The following is a 23,944-nucleotide window of genomic DNA, read 5'->3' on the forward strand; positions in this document are numbered from 1 at the left end:
GCATCGCATCCGACAATAAGTGCCGGATGCGACCTACATTCACATGGCGCTTTTTATATCTGACGGTTTTTATTGAAGTTAATCAAACTACCCGCCTTGATAATCTCACGCTCTTCCGCAGTCAGGCTTTCCATGTAAAGCGTAATTTCCGTTACCGGCGCATCTTCATGGATCACATAACCTTTGAAGGTTGTACCTGGATTATCCAGCGCCGCTTTAATGCCAGGAATATAAATGTAATCCCCCACTTCAAAGTTCGGCACTTCTGCCATTTGCAGCGGTAACATCCCCCAGTTGATGACATTAGAACGGTAACGTTTAGTCGCGTATTCCTCGGCAATATTCGCCAGACCGCCAATCACACGCTGGCAGCTCGCCGCCTGTTCACGCGCAGAACCATCACCTGGTTTGACCGCATAAACCATGCTGCCAATTTCAGTTTGCAGCGGATCAATATGTTCCTGACCAGCAATCTGTTTAATACGCGCAAACACCCCTGCCAGTTCACTAACGTTTCCTGCCAGACGCTGATTTTCCAGCTCAGCGGTGGCCTTACTTCTGCCGACATAACCCGGATCGCGGCGTGACAGGGTAAACTCCGCCAGACCAATCGGATTTGAACGATACGAAGAGGTTTCCCCGGAAGGAATCAGTTCATCGGTGGTGGTCACTTCGTCGAGGATCTTCGAGCACACTTTGAGGACGATATTGTCAGTCAGCGCGCCCAATTCCGGCCAGTCTTTAATGTTTGGTCCGTAGATCAGCGATTGCTGGGTCGCCCCTTTCACAAAGCCTTGATAGACGCGATTTTTATACGGCGTTACATCGAAGGCATACTCCGGCACGTTGTCCCAGCAATCCAGCTCGCTGGCAGAGGTTAAATAGCCACCGTTTGCCGCAGTCGCAGCGATAGAACGGGCGTCCATTAATGCAACCGCTGACATCTGACCATTAGCTGGCTTAGAGCCCTCGCGATTCGGGAAGTTACGCGTGGTGTGGCGAATACTCAAACCGTTGTTGATTGGCGTATCACCTGCCCCAAAGCATGGGCCGCAGAACGCAGTTCTGATGATTGCGCCTGCGCCAATCAAATCTGCTACCACGCCTTTTTTGGCTAAATCCATAAACACCGGCTGTGATGACGGATAAACCGCCAGCGAGAAGGTGTCGTTGCCACAGGATTGACCACGCAGTGCATTCGCCGCTGCAATAACGTTTTCATAGTTACCGCCAGAACAGCCTGCGATAATCCCCTGTTGTACTTTCAGGCGACCATTTTCGACTTTATCCAGCAGCGAGAGTCTGGCTTTACCGTGCGCCACGCGCTCGGACTCGATTTCAATCTCACGCAGAATGTCGGTCAGGTTCTGGTTCAGCGTGTCGATTTCATACACGTTGCTCGGGTGGAACGGCAGCGCAATCATTGGTTTGATGGCACTTAAATCAACGCTAATGCACCCATCGTAGTACGCCATCGGTTGAGGGTTAAGCTGGCAGTAATCCTGGCCGCGACCGTGCAGCGCCAGCCAGTTATGGACTTCTTCATCGGTTTGCCAGACAGAACTTAAACAGGTGGTTTCAGTGGTCATAACGTCAACGCTGTTACGGAAATCGGTAGAGAGCGCAGCAACACCTGGCCCCACGAACTCCATCACTTTATTTTTGACGTAGCCGTTTTTGAACACCGCGCCGATAATTGCCAGCGCCACATCCTGCGGCCCCACATAGGGTGCTGGTTTTCCAGTCAAATGCACCGCAACAACGCCCGGATAGTCGATATCCCAGGTGTCATTAAGCAGTTGTTTTACCAGCTCACCGCCGCCCTCGCCGACCGCCATTGTACCTAACGCACCGTAACGGGTGTGGCTGTCTGAACCGAGGATCATTTTGCCGCCGCCTGCCATCATTTCACGCATATATTGATGGATGACCGCAATATGCGGAGGCACAAAAATACCGCCATAACGCTGCGCTGCCGATAAACCAAAAACATGGTCATCACCGTTAATGGTGCCGCCGACGGCGCACAGTGAGTTATGGCAGTTGGTCAGCACATACGGCAGCGGGAAACGTTCCATGCCGGACGCTTTAGCGGTCTGTACAATACCAACAAAGGTAATATCGTGGGAGGCTAAGGAATCAAACTTAATTTTAAGTTTGTCCATATTTCCGGACGTGTTATGAGAAGAGAGAATAGACCAGGCAATAGTGCCTTTTTTTGCTTCTTCTTTTTTAATTTCGCCGGTGAAATGTTCTTCGGCAATTATTTCGTTATTACTGGCGAGAAACACGCCTTTTTCAGATAACTTGATCATCAAATGCTCCAGATATCTGCGCACCGTAAAGTGCGCAGAAAAATAATGAATGGATATTTTTGAGTATTTACAGCATGTTCCAGCCGATCAGCATATTCCACCACCATACGCCAAGGGTGATATGCACCAGGAAGGTTAATATCGTCAGTACCGCACCGACCAACCACCAGGATTTAATGTCGTTGTAACCCACGCCAAAGATGACCGGACCTGCCGCGCCGCCATAGTGAGTGACCATGCCGCCGTAAGAGTTGGAGAACAGCAGCGCCAGCGCAGTTAACATTAACGGTGCGCCGGAGACGTTCGCCAGCATGGCAAATACCGGCAACATAGCAACGATATAGGCACTACCAGAAGCGAAGAAATAACGCACGATGATGCTAAGGAAAATAATGACAAAGAAGGCAACGTTGCCATGACCATCAAATGCCAGGTTATTTTTAAAGACTTCAGCTAACCATTCGAAGAATTTAACTTTTGATAATAAGGAGCTTAAACCGATAATACCGCCGTACCAGATTAAGGTATTCCAGCCGCCTTTATTTTTAACCACATCTTCCCAGGTAACGATACCCAGCAGCAGCATGGTTGCCATAACAACGATTGCCACAGTGGATTCATCAACCCCCAGAGACTTACTGAAAATCCAGCCCAGCAGCGCCAGCACAAAGACACCGAGCAGCATTTTTTCACGGATTTTCATCGGTCCCAGTTCGGCAAGGCCCGCTTTAGCGATGGTTTTGTTATCGACCTTTTTAATTTCTGGCGGATACATGGTGTAAATCACCAGCGGAGTGACCAGCAGCATAATGATGCCCGGCAAACCAGCGGCCAACGCCCATCCACCCCAGCTAATTTGCAGATGCAGAATGTCGTTGATCATTTTCAGCGCCAGAATGTTCCCCGCCATTGCGGTAAAGAACATGTAGCTGGTGGTTTTGGTGACCATGTAAATGGACATCATCAGGTAATGTCCAACACGACGCGGGCTTTTTTCCGGTTCGGACCCAAGAGCCACCGCCACGCTGTTGATGATCGGTAACACAATGCCGCCCGCACGCGCGGTGTTAGACGGTGTTGCCGGAGCCAGTACCAGATCGAGGAATACGGTAACGTAACCCAGCCCGAGGGTTGTGCTACCAATTTTACCAATCAGCAGATAGGCGATACGTTTACCTAAGCCGGTGGTAACAAACGCGGCGCTTAAGGTGAACGCCGAGAACACCAACCAGGTTGTACCGGAAGAGTAACCGCTTAATACGGCGGTGGTTTTAAATGCACCGTCGGATAAGTTACCCACGACCACCATCGAAGCGGCAACCGCAATTAACAGTACGACAGGTTCCGGGAATGGCTTAATAACCAGACCCACAATTGCCGCCAGGTAGATACCAAACAGTACCCACGCCAGTTCACTTAATCCTGCCGGAGCTGGCATAAAGCCAATAATACATGGGATCGCTAATATCAGAATTAGCTTCCATAACGATTTCTTATTCATTTAAAATCCTGTTCTTTCTGTATGACTCATACAGAAGTCCTTTATTGATTGTCCTTATCACGACAAAGAATTTTTTCAGGGAAGATAAACTTCACCGGAAAATATTTTTCTGGTCGTCCGAATAACAGATGCGCGTAACGTCGTGGCATCCTGACCTTCATTGCTTAAATGAACGTCAAGCGCACCACTGGGGTGTTCAATATTGATATTGCCGTATCCAACAGAAGGGACGATTTGTCGGGTGACGGTGCCTTCCAGCGCACAGCTACTGGAAATGGCAATAGCACCAGTTATCGCCAGCGCGCGATGGCAAGAATGCGGCATAAAATAACGCACATTGATCGCCCCGCCTTTCTGTGCTGGAGAAATAAGTACAGGTTTAGGGATAACCATATTACTGACATCGCCCAAGCCCATTGCTTTACCCGCTTGTAGACGGATAGATTCAATGCGGGCTAATAATGCTTTGTCGGCATCCAGTTCCGCTGGTAATTCATAGCCTGTTTTTCCCAGATATTCAGCCGGAATAATAACGACTGGCATCGCCATATCGATACAAGTCACCGGGACATCGTCAAAATAATCAATCTGATTATCCGTCGGGAAAACTTTTCCGGTTTTTGTTCCGGCAGCATTCAGGAAAGTGAGCGCGACCGGCGCGGCTGTCCCTGGTACACCATCAATTCTGGCGCTACCCTCATACTCGACGACACCGTTTGGCGTTTGCACATCGGCTTCGATGAACGTGCCTGTATTGACGTTGCGGATACGCACGCGGGTGACCGGTGATGTCGCTGCAATCAAACCATTTTCAATGGCGAATGCCCCAACGCCAGATAACATATTGCCGCAGTTAGGTGTGGTATCGACACGTTGCTCATGGACGATTACCTGCGCAAACAAATAATCGACATCAGCACGAGAATCGCTGGAACGGCTAATAATGGCGACTTTACTGGTCAGCGGATTACCGCCGCCGATACCGTCAATTTCCAGATCATTACCGGAACCCATAATTGCCATCAATATTTTATCGCGCTGCGTTTGATCTTCAGGTAAATGTTCCGCTAACAGGAACGCGCCCCTCGAGGTTCCACCTCGCATCATCACGCAGGGTATTTTTTTCATAATAATGCCCTCAATTTAAAAACATAACTTATTGCGATATGGTTACATTAAGGGCAAAGCATCTCTAATGACTTTAGCTTCACGATTAATAACATTTTTTCATTAATTTAAGTGATTAAAAGGCAGTTAAACTGGTTTAACTGCAAATCACTAAAAAGCACCGCTTCCATTTTCCGGAGTAATAATGAAGCATGAGTTATCAAGTATGAAAGCATTTGTCACGCTGGCAGAGTCCAGTTCATTTAACAATGCTGCTAAATTACTTAATATTACGCAACCTGCATTAACGCGCAGAATAAAAAAGATGGAAGAGGATTTACATATTCAACTCTTTGAGCGTACAACTCGCAAGGTTACTTTAACAAAAGCGGGGAGAATGTTGCTTCCTGAGGCGCGGGAATTAATAAAAAAATTCGATGAAACACTGTTTAATATTCGCGATATGAATATTTATCATCGTGGTATGGTGACATTAGCGTGTATTCCTACCGCCGTGTTTTATTTCTTGCCGTTGGCAATTGGCAAATTTAATGAGCTATATCCCAATATTAAAGTGCGAATTCTGGAACAAGGCACGAATAATTGCATGGAATCGGTGCTGTGCAACGAATCGGACTTTGGCATAAACATGAACAACATCACAAATTCATCCATCGATTTTACGCCACTGGTCAACGAGCCGTTTGTGCTGGCCTGTCGGCGTGACCACCCATTAGCCAAAAAGCAGCTAGTGGAATGGCAGGAACTGGTAGGTTACAAAATGATTGGCGTGCGCTCCTCCAGCGGCAACCGACTGCTGATTGAGCAAAAATTGTCCGACAAACCCTGGAAGCTGGACTGGTTTTACGAAGTGCGTCATCTTTCGACGTCATTAGGACTGGTGGAAGCAGGACTGGGGATTTCGGCGCTTCCAGGCCTGGCAATGCCTCATGCGCCCTATTCTTCGATTATTGGTATCCCGCTGGTGGAACCCGTTATACGTCGGACATTGGGGATTATTCGTCGCAAAGATGCCGTGCTTTCTCCGGCAGCAGAACGCTTTTTTGCTTTGCTGATTAATTTGTGGACTGATGATAAAGACAATTTATGGACCAATATCGTCGAACGCCAGAGACATGCGTTACAGGAGATGGGGTAATACCCCGGCGCAGGAAATACTGCGCCGGGTAACTCAACGGTTAGTGTGCGTTCACCACCACCCACATCGGCCCCTGCCCGACCGCATAGCGACCTTTTTCATGCAGTAGCCCCTGCTCGCCGACAATTTCGTAAACTGAGATGTGGTGAGATTTTTGCCCGGCGGCAATCAGATACTTGCCACTGTGATCAACGTTAAAGCCGCGCGGCTGGGTTTCCGTTGGCTGGAAACCTTCTTTGCTCAACACGCTGCCATCTTCCGAAACGCTGAAAACGGTAATCAGACTGGCGGTACGGTCACAGGCGTATAAATGACGACCATCCGGAGTAATATGAATATCAGCCGCCCAACGGGTGTCGGAGAAGTTTTCCGGCATCATATCCAGCGTCTGGACACATTCGATATTGCCGTGCGGATCTTTCAGTTCCCAGACATCCACTGAACTGTTTAACTCATTGACGCAATACGCATATTGTTCGTTTGGATGGAACACCATATGACGCGGCCCAGCGCCTTCAACGGTCGTCACTTCCGCCGGGTCCTGCGCCACCAGATGACCATCATCGCTGAGCGTAAACAGGCAGATGCGATCCTGCTTTAATGCCGGAACCCACAGCGTGCGGTTATCCGGTGAGATATTGGCGGAATGGCAGCCGTCCAGCCCCTCGACCACATCGACGACGCCCACTGGCAGGCCATCTTCCAGTCGCGTTACGCTCACGTTACCCGCATTGTAAGAACCTACAAAGACAAACTGTCCCTGGTGATCGATAGAAATATGCGTCGGGCTACCCGGCAGCGCCGACTCTGCGGCGAATGTCAGAGCACCGTCGTCCGGGGCGATACGATACGCCAGGACGCGAAACTCAGGGCGAACGCCAACGTAGAGATAACGTTTGTCCGGGCTGACCACCATCGGCTGCACCTGCCCCGGCACATCAACAACCTGCGTCAGCGTCAGTGCGCCTTCATGATTCAGGTTCCAGACGTGAATTTGCTGGCTCTCAGGGCTGGCGATATAAACTGTTTGCTTCATGAATGCTCCTTTGCATTTAGCAACTGACTGTAACAGCTAAAATTAGTCGCTTTTGGCGGTGAATGCTGAATTAAAGCGCAGAATTTTGTCCGATAGTGGTATCGGTGTACCATTCGCTTAGACGAAAATTCTTAACCTTAATCTGGAAAACGCCATGACCACACGCGTGATTGCTCTCGACTTAGACGGCACCTTATTGACCCCGAAAAAGACCCTGCTTCCCTCATCTATAGAAGCACTGGCTCGCGCTCGCGAAGCTGGCTATCAATTAATCATCGTCACAGGTCGCCATCACGTCGCTATTCATCCTTTTTATCAGGCGCTGGCGCTGGATACACCTGCTATTTGCTGTAACGGCACCTATTTGTATGATTATCATGCAAAAACCGTGCTTGAAGCCGATCCAATGCCTGTTAATAAAGCCCTGCAACTCATTGAGATGCTGAATGAACACCATATTCACGGCCTGATGTATGTCGATGATGCAATGGTGTATGAACACCCGACCGGGCATGTTATTCGTACTTCTAACTGGGCGCAAACCCTGCCGCCAGAACAGCGTCCGACCTTTACCCAGGTTGCCTCGCTGGCCGAGACGGCACAAGAAGTTAAGGCGGTGTGGAAGTTCGCCCTGACGCACGATGACCTGCCGCGATTGCAGCATTTTGGTAAGCATGTTGAACATGAATTAGGACTGGAGTGCGAATGGTCCTGGCACGATCAAGTTGATATTGCACGCGGCGGCAACAGCAAAGGTAGACGCCTGACGAAATGGATTGAGGCACAAGGCTGGTCGATGGATGATGTGATTGCGTTTGGCGATAACTTTAATGATATCAGTATGCTGGAAGCCGCCGGAACGGGTGTAGCGATGGGCAACGCCGATGACGCAGTAAAAGCACGCGCCAACATTGTGATTGGGGATAACACCACCGACAGCATTGCCCAGTTCATTTATAGCCACCTGATTTAATCAGGCGGTTATCGACACACTTTTAATTTGCGCGTACAGCCACAGGCCAGGTCTGATTGCCAGTTCATCCCTGGCCCACGGGCTAATACGCGCCCACAGCGTTTTACCACCGACTTCCAGTTCGACTTCCACCTGACCGTTGTCGTCATAGCTATTAACAACTTTTGCGCGCAACACGTTACGAATGCTGGTTTGCTGCGGAGGCTGTAAAACCAGCGAGACATCGGAAGCCTGAATGCGAATACGTAGCGCAGCTTGTAACGGCTCGTCCAGCTTATTGACCCACAAATGCTGATCGCCCAGCGCCAGCGCGGTCATTGCGTAATGCGGATGATGCTCCAGTATCGACACTTTCAGAATGCTACTTTGTTGCTCTTTCGGTAGCCACGGATTCATCACGCTACTACCCCAGACTTCTTCCAGCGCGCCAAAGGCTTTCACCTGACCGTTTTCCAGCACCATCACTCTGTCTGCCAGATGGAGGATCTCATCCAGAGAATGGCTGACATACAACATAGGAACGTTAATTTCCCGCGTCAGACGTTGCAGATAAGGCAACAGTTCGCGTTTACGCGGAATATCCAGTGATGCCAGTGGTTCATCCAGCAACAGCAATTCCGGCGCCGTCAGCAATGCCCGACCAATCGCCACACGCTGTTTTTCGCCACCGGACAGGCTGCCCGGTAAACGTTCAAGTAACGGTTCAATGCCTAAAAGCGCCACCAGCTTGTCGAACTGATCGACCATGCTTTTCGCCATGCCGTAGCGCAGATTGCCACGCACTTTGTAATGCGGAAACAGCCGCGCATCCTGAAACACATAGCCAACGCGACGCTTTTCTGGCGTCAGACAGATACCTTTTTCGGCGTCATTTAGTACCCGACCATTGAGGACAATCCGCCCTTTTTGCGGACGTGTCAGTCCACTGATGGCGTTAATCAGCGAGGTTTTTCCGGCACCGGAGACGCCAAAGATAGCAGTGATGCCGTTGGCGGGCAGCGTTTCATTAATGGTCAGGCAATGGTTGCCCAACGTCTGGGAAAAATTCAGTTCCAGCATGATTAGCGCCCCGCCCGCTCACGGCTGATTCTGGCCAGCCATTCTGAAATCAGCAAGGAGATCATCGCCAGCGCAATAGAGATGATGCAAAGTCTCGCCGCACCGCTTTCCCCGCCGGGGGTCTGGATCAGGGTATACATGGCCGAAGGAATGGTTCGCGTTTCACCAGGAATGTTAGAAACAAAGGTGATGGTTGCACCAAATTCACCGAGCGAACGAGCGAAAGCCAGCACCGTACCGACAATAATTCCCGGCAAAGTCAGCGGTAACGTGATGGTAAAGAAAACACGCCAGCGCCCAGCCCCGAGTGTTCTTGCGGCCTGTTCCAGTTTGACATCAACGCCTTCCAGCGCCAGACGAATTGCCCGCACCATCAGCGGAAAAGACATGACGGCGGCAGCGAGAACCGCGCCGCGCCAGCTAAAGGCGAAGGTAATGCCAAACCAGTCATACAGGCGTTCACCGATAAATCCGCGCCGTCCCATAGAAACTAACAGCAAGTAGCCGACGACTACTGGCGGTAACACCAGCGGTAGATGCAGCACGCTGTCGAGCAGAGCTTTGCCCGGAAACGTGCAACGCACCAGTAACCAGGCAAAAAAGATCCCAAACGGCAGGCTAAACAGCACAGCCAGGGAAGAAACTTTCAGGCTTAGTAAAACCGCCTGCCATTCTGGATCGGTCAGTATCATTACTTAGTTGTAAATCCGTAACGTTTAAAGATTTCCGCAGCCTGCGGCCCTTTCAAATAATCATAAAATGCTTTCACTGTCGCATTGTTATGCCCTTCCACAACAGCAACCGGGTATTCCACTTTTTTATGCGAATCTTCCGGGAAGGTGGCGACCACTTTTACCCCTTTGCTGGCAACTGCGTCAGAACCGTAAACAATGCCCAGCGGCGCTTCATTGCGTTCGACCAACGCCAGCGCGCCTCGAACATCTTCCGCCGGAGCCAGTTTCGGGGAGAGCGTATCCCATGCGCCCAGTTTTTGCAGTGCTTCTTTTGCATAAATGCCAGCAGGGACATGTTCCGGATCGCCAACCGCGAGGCGACCGCCATTCAGCAGCGAAGTCCAGTTAGTTTTGCTGTCGATGGTGAAATCTTTCTGTGCACTGGTTTTCGGTGCTACAACGACCAGGCTATTGCCGAGCAATGTCTGTCGCGTGGCAGTGTCGATCGCTTTTTTATCAACCGCATAATCCATCCATTTCTGATCGGCAGAAATAAACAGATCCGCAGGGGCACCCGCTTCAATCTGACGGGCGAGAGTAGATGACGAAGCGAAAGAAGAAACCACATCCACGCCTTTCTCTTTTTTATACTGCGTAGCAATGTCCTGCATTGCGTTAGTCAGTGATGCGGCGGCGAACACCGTGATTTTCCCTTCATCTGCTAGTGCATTGCCAGCAACAGCGAAAGAGAGTGCCGCCCCGGCAAACAAGTTCAACCATTTACGAGCCATTGGTAACCCCTTAATGTAACGTTATGTAGGCGACAATATAACGACTAACTCGGAATTTTCCCAGCAGTTATTGCTAACCTTTGTGAGGTAGATAAGAAAAAATATCGGCAGGAAAAGCAGGAAGTTGAGAAAAAGAAAATGCCCGACTAAGCGGGCATTCAGGGAATCAATGATTTTGTCCGGGCTGGTCTTTTTTACCAACACCAGAAAAGATGTTGAATACTTCACCAAGACCGTAAATCAGACCCAGGATGATGGCCATCACGACAGGTACCATGATTACGGCGAATACCAGACTTTTTAATAACTCTAACATGGTCAACTCCAGATATAGTCCTGTCACTATTCTAACCGCTAAGCACAGAAAAGCACTCCCCTTTTGTGCGGTCAGCTTTGCGTGGCGTTCGTTTTCCGTCACAATAAGACTTTTGCCAGGACATTGTTATGCAGGCCGAAATCCTTCTCACCCTTAAGCTTCAACAAAAGCTATTTGCCGACCCACGCCGCATTTCGCTACTAAAACACATTGCCCTTTCCGGTTCTATCAGCCAGGGGGCGAAAGATGCCGGTATCAGCTATAAAAGCGCCTGGGATGCCATTAACGAGATGAATCAGTTAAGCGAACATACGCTGGTTGAACGTGCTACAGGAGGAAAAGGTGGCGGTGGCGCGGTACTGACCCGCTATGGCCAGCGGCTGATTCAGCTCTATGATCTCCTGGCGCAGATCCAGCAAAAAGCCTTTGATGTGTTAAGTGACGACGACGCCCTGCCGCTGAACAGCCTGCTGGCAGCTATCTCACGTTTTTCACTGCAGACCAGCGCCCGTAACCAGTGGTTCGGCACCATCACCGCCCGCGATAATGATGACGTTCAACAGCATGTTGATGTCCTACTGGCTGATGGTAAAACACGATTAAAAGTCGCGATTACCGCGCAAAGCGGCGCGCGTCTGGGTCTGGATGAAGGCAAAGAAGTATTGATACTGCTGAAAGCGCCGTGGGTAGGTATTACTCAGGACGAGGCGGTCGCACAAAACGCCGACAACCAATTGCCGGGCATTATTAGTCATATTGAGCGCGGCGCGGAGCAGTGCGAAGTATTAATGGCGCTACCCGACGGGCAAACCCTGTGCGCCACGGTGCCGGTAAATGAAGCGGCTTCTCTTGAGCAAGGGCAGAATGTCACGGCCTACTTTAATGCCGACAGCGTGATTATCGCCACGCTGTGCTAAGCGTGTTGACAATTTGTTATGAAACAAGTATCCCTGTCAGTAATCGCTGCAAAAAATGGGATATAAAATGTCATCGTTGCAAATTTTGCAAGGCACGTTTCGTCTTAGCGACACAAAAACGCTGCAATTGTCTCAGCTAACGTTAAACGCGGGTGATAGTTGGGCGTTTGTCGGTTCAAATGGCAGCGGGAAGTCGGCGCTGGCCCGCGCGCTGGCGGGGGAACTTCCGCTTTTGAAAGGTGAACGGCAAAGCCAGTTTTTCCACATCACTCGTCTCTCCTTCGAGCAATTGCAAAAGCTCGTCAGCGATGAATGGCAGCGGAATAACACCGATATGCTTAGTCCTGGCGAAGATGACACCGGGCGTACCACGGCTGAGATCATTCAGGATGAAGTTAAAGATGCACAGCGTTGTTTGCAACTGGCGCAGCAGTTCGGTATTACCGCCCTCCTCGACCGACGATTTAAATACCTTTCCACTGGCGAGACGCGAAAAACCCTGCTCTGTCAGGCGCTGATGTCAGATCCTGATTTACTGATTCTTGATGAACCGTTCGATGGTCTTGATGTTGCCTCACGTCAGCAACTGGCAGAACTGCTCGCCTCGTTACATCAGTCCGGTATTACTCTGGTACTGGTGCTCAATCGCTTTGATGAGATCCCGGAATTTGTCCAGTTTGCCGGAGTGCTGGCGGATTGCACGTTAGCAGAAACGGGAGCTAAAGAGGAACTGCTCCAGCAAGCTCTCGTTGCGCAACTGGCGCATAGCGAACAGCTTGAAGGTATGCAACTGCCGGAGCCGGATGAGCCTTCAGCGCGTCACGCCTTACCCGCCAACGAACCGCGCATTGTGCTGAACAATGGTGTGGTTTCTTATAACGATCGCCCCATTCTTAACAACCTTAGCTGGCAGGTGAATCCTGGCGAGCACTGGCAAATTGTCGGGCCAAATGGCGCAGGAAAATCGACGTTATTAAACCTGATCACGGGCGATCATCCGCAAGGTTACAGCAACGATTTAACGCTGTTTGGTCGGCGTCGCGGCAGCGGTGAAACCATCTGGGATATCAAAAAACATATCGGTTACGTCAGCAGTAGTTTGCATCTGGATTACCGGGTCAGCACTACCGTGCGTAATGTGATTCTTTCTGGCTATTTTGATTCGATTGGCATTTATCAGGCCGTTTCGGATCGCCAGCAAAAACTGGTGCAGCAGTGGCTGGATATTCTCGGCATTGATAAACGCACCGCAGACGCTCCTTTCCATAGCCTTTCCTGGGGGCAACAGCGTCTGGCGCTGATCGTCCGCGCACTGGTGAAGCATCCGACCTTGCTTATTCTTGATGAACCATTGCAGGGGCTTGATCCACTCAATCGCCAGCTTATCCGTAGATTTGTTGATGTGCTGATTAGCGAAGGTGAAACGCAGTTGTTGTTTGTTTCACACCACGCCGAAGATGCGCCAGCCTGTATTACACATCGTCTGGAGTTCGTGCCGGACGGTGGACTCTATCGCTATGTGCTGACAAAAATAAATTGAGTCGGTAGTGCTGACCGTGCCGGATGTGGCGTAAACGTGTTATCCGGCTCACGGTCAGACACATCCAGGCATGAAACCGCGTCTTTTTTTAAGATAAAAAGCGCAATCATTCATAAACCCTCTGTTTTATAATCACTTAATCGGGCATAAAAAACGGCTAAATTCTTGTGTAAACGATTCCACTAATTTATTCCATGTCACACTTTTCGCATCTTTGTTATGCTATGGTTATTTCATACCATAAGCCTAATGGAGCGAATTATGAGAGTTCTGGTTACCGGTGGTAGCGGTTACATTGGAAGTCATACCTGCGTGCAATTACTGCAAAACGGTCATGATGTCATCATTCTTGATAACCTCTGTAACAGTAAGCGCAGCGTACTGCCTGTTATCGAGCGTTTAGGCGGCAAACATCCGACGTTTGTTGAAGGCGATATCCGTAACGAAGCGTTGATGACCGAGATCCTGCACGATCACGCTATCGACACCGTGATCCACTTTGCCGGGCTGAAAGCCGTTGGCGAATCGGTACAAAAACCGCTGGAATATTACGACAACAATGTCAACGGTACTCTGCGCCTGATTAGCGCCATGCGCGCCGCTAACGTCAAAAACTTTATTTTTAGCTCCTCCGCCACCGTCTATGGCGATCAGCCCAAAATTCCATACGTTGAAAGCTTCCCGACCGGCACACCGCAAAGCCCTTATGGCAAAAGCAAACTGATGGTGGAACAGATCCTCACCGACCTGCAAAAAGCCCAGCCGGACTGGAGCATTGCCCTGCTGCGCTACTTCAACCCGGTTGGCGCGCATCCGTCGGGCGATATGGGCGAAGATCCGCAAGGCATTCCGAATAACCTGATGCCATACATCGCCCAGGTTGCTGTAGGCCGTCGCGACTCACTGGCGATTTTTGGTAACGATTATCCGACCGAAGACGGTACTGGCGTACGCGATTACATCCACGTAATGGATCTGGCGGACGGTCACGTCGTGGCGATGGAAAAACTGGCGAACAAGCCTGGCGTACACATCTACAACCTCGGCGCAGGCGTAGGCAGCAGCGTGCTGGACGTGGTTAATGCCTTCAGCAAAGCCTGCGGCAAACCGGTTAATTACCATTTTGCACCGCGTCGCGAAGGCGACCTTCCGGCCTACTGGGCGGATGCCAGCAAAGCCGACCGTGAACTGAACTGGCGCGTAACGCGCACACTCGATGAAATGGCGCAGGACACCTGGCACTGGCAGTCACGCCATCCACAGGGATATCCCGATTAAGGAACGACCATGACGCAATTTAATCCCGTTGATCATCCACATCGCCGCTACAACCCGCTCACCGGGCAATGGATTCTGGTTTCACCGCACCGCGCTAAGCGCCCCTGGCAGGGGGCGCAGGAAACGCCAGCCCAACAGGTGTTACCTGCGCACGATCCAGATTGCTTCCTCTGCGCAGGTAATGTGCGGGTGACAGGCGATAAAAACCCCGATTACACCGGGACTTACGTTTTCACTAATGACTTTGCGGCCTTGATGTCTGACACGCCAGATGCGCCAGAAAGCAACGATCCGCTGATGCGTTGCCAGAGCGCGCGCGGCACCAGCCGGGTGATCTGCTTTTCGCCGGATCACAGTAAAACGTTGCCAGAACTGAGCGTTGCGGCATTGACGGAAATCGTCAAAACCTGGCAGGAGCAAACTGCAGAACTGGGGAAAACGTACCCATGGGTGCAGGTCTTTGAAAACAAAGGTGCGGCGATGGGCTGCTCTAACCCGCATCCGCACGGACAGATTTGGGCAAATAGCTTCCTGCCTAACGAAGCTGAGCGCGAAGACCGCCTGCAAAAAGAATATTTTGCCGAGCAGAAATCGCCAATGCTGGTGGATTATGTTCAGCGCGAGCTGGCAGACGGTAGCCGTACCGTTGTCGAAACCGAACACTGGTTAGCCGTTGTGCCTTACTGGGCTGCCTGGCCGTTCGAAACGCTACTGCTGCCCAAAGCCCACGTATTACGGATCACCGATTTGACCGACGCCCAGCGCAACGATCTGGCGTTGGCGTTGAAAAAGCTGACCAGTCGTTATGACAACCTCTTCCAGTGCTCCTTCCCCTACTCTATGGGCTGGCACGGTGCGCCATTTAATGGCGAAGAGAATCAACACTGGCAGCTGCACGCGCACTTTTATCCGCCTCTGTTGCGCTCTGCCAGCGTACGTAAATTTATGGTTGGTTATGAAATGCTGGCAGAGACCCAGCGAGACCTGACCGCAGAACAGGCAGCAGAGCGTTTGCGCGCAGTCAGCGATATCCATTTTCGCGAATCCGGAGTGTAAGAAATGAGTCTGAAAGAAAAAACACAATCTCTGTTTGCCAACGCATTTGGCTACCCTGCCACTCACACCATTCAGGCGCCTGGCCGCGTGAATTTGATTGGTGAACACACCGACTACAACGACGGTTTCGTTCTGCCCTGCGCGATTGATTATCAAACCGTGATCAGTTGTGCGCCACGCGATGACCGTAAAGTTCGCGTAATGGCAGCCGATTATGAAAATCAGCTCGACGAGTTTTCCCTCGATGCGCCCATTGTCGCGCATGAAAACTATCAATGGGCGAACTACGTTCGTGGCGTGGTGAAACATCTGCAACTGCGTAACAATAGCTTCGGCGGTGTGGACATGGTGATTAGCGGCAATGTGCCGCAGGGTGCCGGGTTAAGTTCTTCCGCCTCACTGGAAGTGGCGGTCGGAACCGTATTGCAGCAGCTTTATCATCTGCCGCTGGACGGCGCACAAATCGCGCTTAACGGTCAGGAAGCAGAAAACCAGTTTGTTGGCTGTAACTGCGGGATCATGGATCAGCTGATTTCCGCGCTGGGCAAGAAAGATCATGCCTTGCTGATCGATTGCCGCTCACTGGGCACCAAAGCAGTCTCCATGCCGAAAGGTGTGGCTGTGGTCATCATCAACAGTAACTTCAAACGTACCCTGGTTGGCAGCGAATACAACACCCGTCGTGAACAGTGCGAAACCGGTGCTCGTTTCTTCCAGCGGCCAGCCCTACGCGATGTCACCATTGAAGAATTCAACGCCGTAGCGCATGAACTGGATCCGATCGTGGCGAAACGCGTGCGTCATATCCTGACCGAAAACGCCCGTACCGTTGAAGCTGCCAGCGCGCTGGAGCAAGGCGACCTGAAGCGTATGGGCGAGCTGATGGCGGAGTCTCATGCCTCTATGCGCGATGATTTCGAAATCACCGTGCCGCAAATTGACACTCTGGTAGAAATCGTAAAAGCTGTGATTGGCGACAAAGGTGGCGTACGCATGACCGGTGGCGGATTTGGCGGCTGTATCGTCGCGCTGATCCCGGAAGAGCTGGTGCCTGCCGTACAGCAAGCTGTCGCTGAACAATATGAAGCAAAAACAGGCATTAAAGAGACTTTTTACGTGTGTAAACCATCACAAGGAGCAGGACAGTGCTGAACGAAACTCCCGCACTGGCACCCGATGGTCAGCCGTACCGACTGTTAACTTTGCGTAACAACGCAGGGATAGTAGTCACGCTGATGGACTGGGGTGCGACTTTACTTTCAGCCCGTATTCCGCTTTCCGATGGCAGCGTCCGCGAGGCGCTGCTTGGCTGCGCCAGCCCTGAATGCTACCAGGATCAGGCTGCGTTTCTGGGAGCCTCTATTGGTCGTTATGCCAACCGTATCGCCAATAGCCGTTATACCTTTGACGGTGAAACCGTAACGCTTTCGCCAAGTCAGGGCGTTAACCAGTTGCATGGCGGCCCGGAAGGGTTCGACAAACGTCGCTGGCAGATTGTGAACCAGAACGATCGTCAGGTACTGTTTGCCCTGACTTCAGAAGATGGCGATCAGGGCTTTCCGGGGAATCTCGGCGCGACGGTGCAGTATCGTCTGACCGACGATAACCGTATCTCTATTACCTATCGCGCCACAGTTGATAAACCTTGCCCGGTGAATATGACTAACCACGTCTATTTCAACCTCGACGGCGAGCAGTCTGACGTGCGCAATCACAAACTGCAGATTCTGGCGGACGAATATCTGCCCGTTGATGAAGGCGGCATTCCGCACGACGGCCTGAAATCTGTCGCCGGGACGTCTTTTGATTTCCGCAGCGCCAAAATCATCGCCAGTGAGTTCCTTGCCGACGACGATCAGCGCAAAGTGAAAGGTTACGATCACGCGTTCTTGTTGCAGGCCAAAGGTGATGGCAAGAAAGTGGCAGCGCATGTCTGGTCAGCAGATGAAAAATTGCAGCTGAAGGTCTACACCACCGCTCCGGCTCTGCAATTTTACTCCGGTAACTTCCTCGGCGGTACGCCGTCACGGGGAACCGAACCTTACGCCGACTGGCAAGGACTGGCGCTGGAAAGCGAATTTCTGCCAGACAGTCCGAACCACCCTGAATGGCCGCAGCCGGACTGCTTCCTGCGCCCTGGCGAAGAGTATTCCAGCCTGACGGAATATCAGTTTATTGCTGAATAATTTTAAGCCCTCGTGATGAGGGCTTTATCCTCATATTGCTCAAATCACCAGCAAACACCGACATATTTGCAACTCAATATTCACAACAACCTTACACTGCGACACTATTTTCGCTATGGTTATGCGTAAGCATTGCTGTTGCTTCGTCACGGCAATATAATGAGAATTATTATCATTTAATAATGATTTGAGGAGTAAGTATATGGCTGTAACTAAGCTAGTTCTGGTTCGTCATGGCGAAAGTCAGTGGAACAAAGAAAACCGTTTCACCGGTTGGTACGACGTGGATCTGTCTGAGAAAGGCGTAAGCGAAGCAAAAGCAGCAGGTAAGTTGCTGAAAGAGGAAGGTTACAGCTTTGACTTTGCTTACACCTCGGTGCTGAAACGCGCTATCCATACTCTGTGGAATGTGCTGGACGAACTGGATCAGGCATGGCTGCCCGTTGAGAAATCCTGGAAACTGAACGAACGTCACTACGGTGCGTTGCAGGGTCTGAACAAAGCAGAAACCGCTGAAAAGTATGGCGACGAGCAGGTGAAACAGTGGCGTCGTGGTTTTGCGGTGACTCCGCCGGAGCTGACTAAAGATGATGAGCGTTATCCGGGTCACGATCCGCGTTACGCGAAGCTGAGCGAGAAAGAACTACCGCTGACTGAAAGTCTGGCGCTGACCATTGACCGCGTGATCCCTTACTGGAATGAAACCATTCTGCCGCGTATGAAGAGCGGTGAGCGCGTGATCATCGCCGCTCATGGGAACTCCCTGCGTGCACTGGTGAAATATCTCGACAACATGAGCGAAGAAGAGATTCTTGAGCTGAATATCCCGACTGGCGTGCCGCTGGTGTATGAGTTCGACGAGAATTTCAAACCGCTGAAACGCTACTATCTGGGTAATGCTGACGAGATCGCAGCGAAAGCAGCGGCGGTGGCTAACCAGGGTAAAGCGAAGTAAACGTCATTCGTTTAAAAATGAGAAAGCCGACTGCAAGTGAGTCGGCTTTTTTGTTGCTAACAATGGAGCACATTGCCTGATGCGACGCTGCGCGTCTTATCATGCCTACGGTGATTAATCGGATACGCCACTCTGGCGGTGCATCCGACAATTAAACCTTACCCGCGACGCGCTTTTACTGCATTCGCCAGTTGACGTAACAGAGCATCGGTATCTTCCCAGCCGATGCAGGCATCGGTGATGCTCTTGCCATAGGCCAGCGGCTCACCGCTTTCCAGACTCTGGTTCCCTTCCGCCAGGTGGCTTTCAACCATCACGCCGATAATAGCTTTTTCGCCACCGGCAATTTGCTGGCAAACGTCAGCGCAAACTTCCATCTGCTTTTTGAACTGTTTGGACGAATTTGCATGGCTGAAATCGATCATCACCTGCGCCGGTAAACCCGCCTTGTTCAGCCCTTCTTTCACTTCAGCAACGTGTTTCGCACTGTAGTTAGGCTCTTTACCGCCGCGCAGAATGATATGGCAATCACCGTTACCGCTGGTATTCACAATTGCTGAATGCCCCCATTTCGTTACGGACAGGAAGCAGTGCGGCGCACCGGCGGCATTAATAGCATCGATAGCCACTTTAATCGTACCATCGGTGCCATTTTTAAAACCTACCGGACAAGAAAGCCCTGATGCCAGTTCGCGATGCACCTGCGATTCGGTTGTACGTGCGCCAATTGCGCCCCAGCTCATCAGGTCAGCGAGATACTGCGGGGTAATCATATCCAGAAACTCACCCGCTGCAGGCAGGCCGCTGTCGTTAATATCAAGCAGCAATTTACGGGCAATGCGCAAACCGTCGTTGATCTGGAAGCTGTTATCCATATGCGGATCGTTGATCAGCCCTTTCCAGCCCACCGTGGTGCGCGGCTTTTCAAAATAGACGCGCATAACGATTTCCAGCTCGTCTTTAAGCTCTTCCCGCAGCGCCAACAAGCGAGTGGCATACTCTTTAGCAGCTACCGGATCATGAATTGAGCAAGGACCAATCACCACTAACAGGCGATCATCATTACCTTTCAGGATCTTATGGATCGCTTTTCGGGCATGGGCAACCGTATTCGCGGCATTTTCGGTAGCGGGGAATTTTTCCAGCAGTGCGACAGGTGGAAGTAACTCTTTGATTTCTTTGATACGTAAATCGTCGTTCTGATAATTCATGTCTGTTCCAGTGTTGCCATACTTATCTTAGTGAATGCAATCCCTCCAATCTATATCTTCCGTCAGAATGTGTAAACGGGGTTTTACACTATGAACGGATTAATCCTGGAATTAGCAAGAAAAACGCCAGATTGTCGCGAATAACGAGATCTGACCTACAATTTCTAACTGTAACTTCTCTGTTTATTAATTTTTTCAAGATTCTCTGCTGGATTTATTCTTCTGGCTGAAATCTTAAACCATTACCTGATATTCACCTGCAAATGCACTGTTGGAAGAGGTTATCCGACATAACGACCATAACAGGAGCATCCTATGAAAATGACAAAACTGGCCACACTTTTTCTGACTGCCACTCTAAGCCTTGCCAGCGGTGCCGCACTGGCCGCCGATAGCGGAGCGCAAACTAATAACGGCCAGGCAAACGCCGCAGCTGATGCGGGCCAGGTAGCCCCGGACGCCCGTGAAAATGTCGCACCAAATAACGTCGACAATAACGGGGTAAATACCGGTTCTGGCGGCACAATGTTGCATCCGGATGGTTCTTCAATGAACAATGACGGCATGACCAAAGATGAAGAGCACAAAAATACGATGTGCAAAGATGGTCGCTGCCCGGACATTAATAAAAAAGTACAAACTGGTGATGGCATCAATAATGATGTCGATACCAAAACCGACGGTACCACGCAGTAATCTGCCAAAAAGCCAATACCGGGAGAGCAGAGTCTCTCCCTTTTAATTTTTCCCCTCTAAAAGCGGTATGATGTCATAAAGTTAAGTGAGATTAATTAAGGGATGACTCGTCATGGCGCACTCACACTCACACACATCTTCACACCTGCCAGAAGATAATAATGCTCGTCGCTTGTTGTATGCTTTCGGCGTGACCGCCGGGTTTATGCTGGTTGAGGTTATTGGCGGTTTTCTCTCAGGTTCTCTGGCGTTGCTGGCCGATGCGGGACATATGCTTACCGATACTGCTGCCCTGCTTTTTGCCCTACTCGCCGTGCAATTTTCACGTCGTCCTCCCACCATTCGCCACACTTTCGGTTGGCTAAGATTGACCACGCTCGCGGCGTTTGTGAATGCCATCGCCCTGGTGGTGATTACCATTTTGATTGTCTGGGAGGCGATAGAACGTTTTCGCACGCCGCGTCCGGTGGAAGGCGGCATGATGATGACGATTGCCGTAGCTGGGCTGCTGGCTAATATACTTTCTTTCTGGTTACTTCATCACGGTAGTGAAGAGAAAAACCTTAACGTGCGCGCAGCAGCACTGCATGTACTGGGAGATCTGCTGGGTTCGGTTGGTGCTATCGTTGCCGCGTTGATTATTATCTGGACCGGCTGGACGCCTGCTGACCCCATTCTCTCGATACTGGTGTCGCTTCTGGTTCTGCGCAGCGCGTGGCGATTATTGAAAGATAGCGTGAATGAATTACTTGAAGGGGCGCCGGTGTCGCTGGATATCGCTGAACTGAAGCGTCGTATGTGCCGGGAAATCCCGGAAGTCCGCAATGTGCACCATGTACACGTGTGGATGGTGGGTGAAAAGCCAGTAATGACGCTGCATGTGCAGGTGATCCCGCCACACGATCATGACGCGTTGTTGGATACGATCCAACATTATCTGATGGATCACTATCAGATTGAGCACGCCACCATTCAGATGGAATATCAACCTTGTCATGGGCCAGACTGCCACCTTAATGAAGGAGTGTCTGGCCATTCACATCATCACCATTAATGAGATAGCGCGCGTGAACCTCTTTCGCGTGCGCTGTTGATCCACATCCGGCTGCCGTTAAGAGCAATAAACGTCAGGATCAGATACTCCAGCGACATGGCATAGACGCCCTGCAAGGCGAAAATCACCACGCTTATCACGTTAATGATGACCCACAATAACCAGTTTTCGACATATTTGCGCGTCATCAGAATCATTGCCACGATGGATAGTACCATCATGCAGGAATCCCAGAACGGGAAGGCGTCCGGTTGTAGTTCCGGCATCGCAACCTGTAAACCTAACGCCTGCATAATAGTGACTGCAACACGTGTCAGGAAAGCAAATACCGGATTGATAAATACCGTCATCAGGCCGATAGCAGCAACGCAAACCGCCAGCCAGGTTAACGCTTTAGGTAATGGCAGCCAGCGAATTTTTAACTCAGCTTCATGCTGACTGGTTTGTCGTGACCAGGCATACCAACCGTAAATGTTGGCGGCAAAGAAAAACACCTGTAGCAACAAGCTGGCATATAATTGAATTTGAAAGAAAATAATGCCAAACAGGGTGACGTTGATCAAGCCAAAAAAGTAGTTGCTGATTTTCTCCATACTGGCAAGGCCAATGCACAGTAACCCTGCGATCGTCCCTACCGCTTCGATCCATGAAAGATCGTAACCACCAGCGCCGATCGGTATATGAACCAGAATGTTCTGTGTGCTAAAAAAATCCATCTTTCCCCCAATGCGTAACATGACGCCTTATTGTCAGTTTCCTCGAAGTGTAGCCGCAAAATCCAGCATACGATTAAGCGGCACCAGCGCCCTCTCTCGCAGCCTTTCATCAACATGTACCTCGTGTTTGCTTTCTCCCTGTTCTAATGCCTCTGCGATGGCCTGAAGGCCATTCATGGCCATCCACGGACAATGCGCGCAGCTGCGGCAGGTTGCGCCCTCACCTGCGGTTGGTGCTTCCAGTAACTCTTTGTCTGGCACCGCCTGCTGCATTTTGTAGAAGATACCCCGGTCAGTTGCCACAATAAGGCGCTGATGCGGCAATGTTTTCGCAGCATTGATCAACTGACTTGTGGAGCCGACCGCATCCGCCATATCGACAATAGCTTGTGGTGATTCCGGATGCACCAGTATGGCTGCATCAGGGTATTGTTTTTGTAAGCGGGTTAACGCCTGAGTCTTAAACTCATCATGCACAATGCAGGCGCCTTGCCAGCATAAAATATCTGCGCCCGTCTGTTTTTGTACGTAACGACCCAGATGTTTGTCTGGTGCCCAGATGAGTTTTTCACCCAGACTATCCAGATGATCAATGAGTTCAACAGCAATACTTGAAGTTACCACCCAGTCTGCGCGCGCTTTTACCGCAGCAGAAGTGTTAGCGTAGACCACAACAGTACGATCGGGATGGGCATCACAAAATGCGTTAAATTCTTCAATTGGGCAGCCGAGATCCAGTGAACATTCAGCCTGAAGTGTCGGCATCAGAATTGTCTTTTCCGGGCTGAGAATTTTGGCGGTTTCTCCCATAAATCTCACCCCGGCTACGAGTAGCGTTGAAGCGGGATGTTTGGCACCAAAGCGCGCCATTTCTAAAGAATCAGAAATACAGCCGCCAGTTTCTTCCGCCAGCTGTTGAATTTCGGGATCGGTATAGTAGTGGGCGACCATCACCGCATTACGTTCTTTTAGCAGACGTTTTATTTTCTCGCGATAATACGCTTTTTCATCAATGCTTAACGGTGTCGGCTTCGGGGGGAAAGGATAAATCGCCGCTTCAGGATCAAACATCACGCTCATCTTGCCATCTCGTTTTACAGGCTTAACATTTAGACCGACATAAAGCGTAATATTCGCTACTATCGGTTTAATTTGTTTTATATGCTAAACAAGATAGCCGAATGGTGGAGAAAAGTCACTCGAATTACGTATGAGATGCCGGATGCGATGCTATGTAGCTTACTCCACCGACGTAGAGTTGTTTGCACAGCAAGCACGAAGTATGTCATCAGGTTTAAGAATTGAAATTGAGGGATGCTTGAATAGCAAAAAGGCACCTTTAGGGTGCCTTTTTACATTGGTGGGTCGTGCAGGATTCGAACCTGCGACCAATTGATTAAAAGT

Annotated in this window: 22 protein-coding genes; 11 read left to right on the plus strand and 11 right to left on the minus strand. The window is 50.5% G+C overall.

Going from position 1 to position 23,944, the window contains the following annotated elements:
- Positions 1-53: 53 nt before the first annotated feature.
- The 3 genes from HEN21_RS09095 to HEN21_RS09105 form a co-directional block, all read right to left on the minus strand.
- Complete coding sequence (locus tag HEN21_RS09095; protein ID WP_176252621.1) at positions 54-2,315, minus strand: hydratase; 2,262 nt, start codon at positions 2,313-2,315, stop codon at positions 54-56.
- 67 nt (positions 2,316-2,382) lie between these two features.
- Positions 2,383-3,816 (minus strand): anion permease, encoded by a 1,434-nt coding sequence (locus HEN21_RS09100; protein WP_001036486.1) that lies wholly within the window; start codon positions 3,814-3,816, stop codon positions 2,383-2,385.
- 75 nt (positions 3,817-3,891) lie between these two features.
- Positions 3,892-4,944 (minus strand): 4-oxalomesaconate tautomerase, encoded by a 1,053-nt coding sequence (locus tag HEN21_RS09105; protein ID WP_000723669.1) that lies wholly within the window; start codon positions 4,942-4,944, stop codon positions 3,892-3,894.
- A 184-nt stretch (positions 4,945-5,128) separates the two neighbouring features.
- Between HEN21_RS09105 and HEN21_RS09110 the strand changes: the two genes are divergently transcribed.
- Positions 5,129-6,082, plus strand: coding sequence for a LysR family transcriptional regulator (locus tag HEN21_RS09110; protein ID WP_000679976.1), 954 nt, complete (start codon positions 5,129-5,131; stop codon positions 6,080-6,082).
- Positions 6,083-6,122: 40 nt separating this feature from the next.
- Here HEN21_RS09110 and pgl read toward each other — a convergent pair whose 3' ends face one another.
- The gene (gene pgl, locus HEN21_RS09115; RefSeq protein WP_176252622.1) at positions 6,123-7,118 is read right to left on the minus strand and encodes a 6-phosphogluconolactonase; all 996 of its coding nucleotides are present in this window, start codon (positions 7,116-7,118) and stop codon (positions 6,123-6,125) included.
- A 154-nt stretch (positions 7,119-7,272) separates the two neighbouring features.
- Here pgl and ybhA point away from each other — a divergent pair, with 154 nt between their 5' ends.
- Positions 7,273-8,091: a bifunctional pyridoxal phosphate/fructose-1,6-bisphosphate phosphatase gene (gene ybhA, locus HEN21_RS09120; protein WP_000213423.1), complete on the plus strand. Its 819-nt coding sequence runs from the start codon at positions 7,273-7,275 to the stop codon at positions 8,089-8,091.
- On the opposite strand, the gene modC is transcribed toward ybhA, so the two are convergent.
- From modC to acrZ, 4 genes are all read right to left on the minus strand, one after another.
- Positions 8,092-9,150, minus strand: a complete 1,059-nt coding sequence (gene modC / locus HEN21_RS09125; RefSeq protein ID WP_000891689.1) for a molybdenum ABC transporter ATP-binding protein ModC — start codon at positions 9,148-9,150, stop codon at positions 8,092-8,094.
- A gap of 2 nt (positions 9,151-9,152) precedes the next feature.
- Positions 9,153-9,842 carry a molybdate ABC transporter permease subunit gene (gene modB, locus HEN21_RS09130; protein ID WP_000604034.1) on the minus strand — a complete coding sequence of 230 codons (690 nt, stop codon included), beginning with the start codon at positions 9,840-9,842 and terminating at the stop codon, positions 9,153-9,155.
- Positions 9,842-10,615: a molybdate ABC transporter substrate-binding protein gene (gene modA, locus HEN21_RS09135; protein ID WP_176252623.1), complete on the minus strand. Its 774-nt coding sequence runs from the start codon at positions 10,613-10,615 to the stop codon at positions 9,842-9,844. The genes modB and modA overlap by 1 nt, the downstream gene beginning before the upstream one ends.
- Before the next feature lie 166 nt (positions 10,616-10,781).
- Positions 10,782-10,931 carry a multidrug efflux pump accessory protein AcrZ gene (acrZ, locus tag HEN21_RS09140; protein WP_000891515.1) on the minus strand — a complete coding sequence of 50 codons (150 nt, stop codon included), beginning with the start codon at positions 10,929-10,931 and terminating at the stop codon, positions 10,782-10,784.
- A gap of 128 nt (positions 10,932-11,059) precedes the next feature.
- On the opposite strand from acrZ, the gene modE reads away from it, so the two are divergent.
- From modE to gpmA, 7 genes are all read left to right on the plus strand, one after another.
- The gene (modE, locus tag HEN21_RS09145) at positions 11,060-11,848 is read left to right on the plus strand and encodes a molybdenum-dependent transcriptional regulator (protein ID WP_176252624.1); all 789 of its coding nucleotides are present in this window, start codon (positions 11,060-11,062) and stop codon (positions 11,846-11,848) included.
- Between the two features lie 67 nt (positions 11,849-11,915).
- On the plus strand, positions 11,916-13,388 hold the full coding sequence (gene modF, locus HEN21_RS09150) for a molybdate ABC transporter ATP-binding protein ModF (protein ID WP_176252625.1): 1,473 nt from the start codon (positions 11,916-11,918) through the stop codon (positions 13,386-13,388).
- Positions 13,389-13,649: 261 nt separating this feature from the next.
- Positions 13,650-14,666, plus strand: a complete 1,017-nt coding sequence (gene galE, locus HEN21_RS09155) for a UDP-glucose 4-epimerase GalE (RefSeq protein ID WP_001265443.1) — start codon at positions 13,650-13,652, stop codon at positions 14,664-14,666.
- Between the two features lie 9 nt (positions 14,667-14,675).
- Positions 14,676-15,722, plus strand: a complete 1,047-nt coding sequence (gene galT, locus HEN21_RS09160) for a galactose-1-phosphate uridylyltransferase (RefSeq protein WP_105286599.1) — start codon at positions 14,676-14,678, stop codon at positions 15,720-15,722.
- Positions 15,723-15,725: 3 nt separating this feature from the next.
- A complete protein-coding gene (galK, locus tag HEN21_RS09165; protein WP_000053421.1) occupies positions 15,726-16,874 on the plus strand; it encodes a galactokinase in 1,149 nt (382 codons plus the stop codon).
- Complete coding sequence (galM, locus tag HEN21_RS09170) at positions 16,868-17,908, plus strand: galactose-1-epimerase (RefSeq protein WP_105286598.1); 1,041 nt, start codon at positions 16,868-16,870, stop codon at positions 17,906-17,908. Before galK ends, galM begins: the two co-directional genes overlap by 7 nt.
- 202 nt (positions 17,909-18,110) lie before the next feature.
- Positions 18,111-18,863, plus strand: a complete 753-nt coding sequence (gene gpmA, locus HEN21_RS09175) for a 2,3-diphosphoglycerate-dependent phosphoglycerate mutase (RefSeq protein WP_001295305.1) — start codon at positions 18,111-18,113, stop codon at positions 18,861-18,863.
- A 158-nt stretch (positions 18,864-19,021) separates the two neighbouring features.
- Here gpmA and aroG read toward each other — a convergent pair whose 3' ends face one another.
- Positions 19,022-20,074: a 3-deoxy-7-phosphoheptulonate synthase AroG gene (gene aroG / locus HEN21_RS09180; RefSeq protein ID WP_001109203.1), complete on the minus strand. Its 1,053-nt coding sequence runs from the start codon at positions 20,072-20,074 to the stop codon at positions 19,022-19,024.
- Between the two features lie 315 nt (positions 20,075-20,389).
- Here aroG and HEN21_RS09185 point away from each other — a divergent pair, with 315 nt between their 5' ends.
- Together HEN21_RS09185 and zitB are read left to right on the plus strand one after the other, a co-directional pair.
- Positions 20,390-20,770, plus strand: a complete 381-nt coding sequence (locus tag HEN21_RS09185; protein WP_000784348.1) for a YbgS-like family protein — start codon at positions 20,390-20,392, stop codon at positions 20,768-20,770.
- A gap of 112 nt (positions 20,771-20,882) precedes the next feature.
- Entirely contained in the window at positions 20,883-21,824 is a 942-nt protein-coding gene (gene zitB / locus HEN21_RS09190) for a CDF family zinc transporter ZitB (protein ID WP_105286597.1), read from the plus strand.
- Here the strand turns inward: zitB and pnuC are convergent.
- Both pnuC and nadA read right to left on the minus strand, forming a co-directional pair.
- Complete coding sequence (gene pnuC, locus HEN21_RS09195; protein WP_105286596.1) at positions 21,821-22,540, minus strand: nicotinamide riboside transporter PnuC; 720 nt, start codon at positions 22,538-22,540, stop codon at positions 21,821-21,823. The genes zitB and pnuC overlap by 4 nt on opposite strands.
- A 33-nt stretch (positions 22,541-22,573) precedes the next feature.
- Positions 22,574-23,620, minus strand: coding sequence for a quinolinate synthase NadA (nadA, locus tag HEN21_RS09200; RefSeq protein WP_000115322.1), 1,047 nt, complete (start codon positions 23,618-23,620; stop codon positions 22,574-22,576).
- Between the last annotated feature and the right edge of the window lie 324 nt (positions 23,621-23,944).

Origin of the sequence: Escherichia sp. 93.1518 (assembly GCF_013368915.2) — a bacterium.
Lineage (GTDB): Bacteria > Pseudomonadota > Gammaproteobacteria > Enterobacterales > Enterobacteriaceae > Escherichia > Escherichia ruysiae.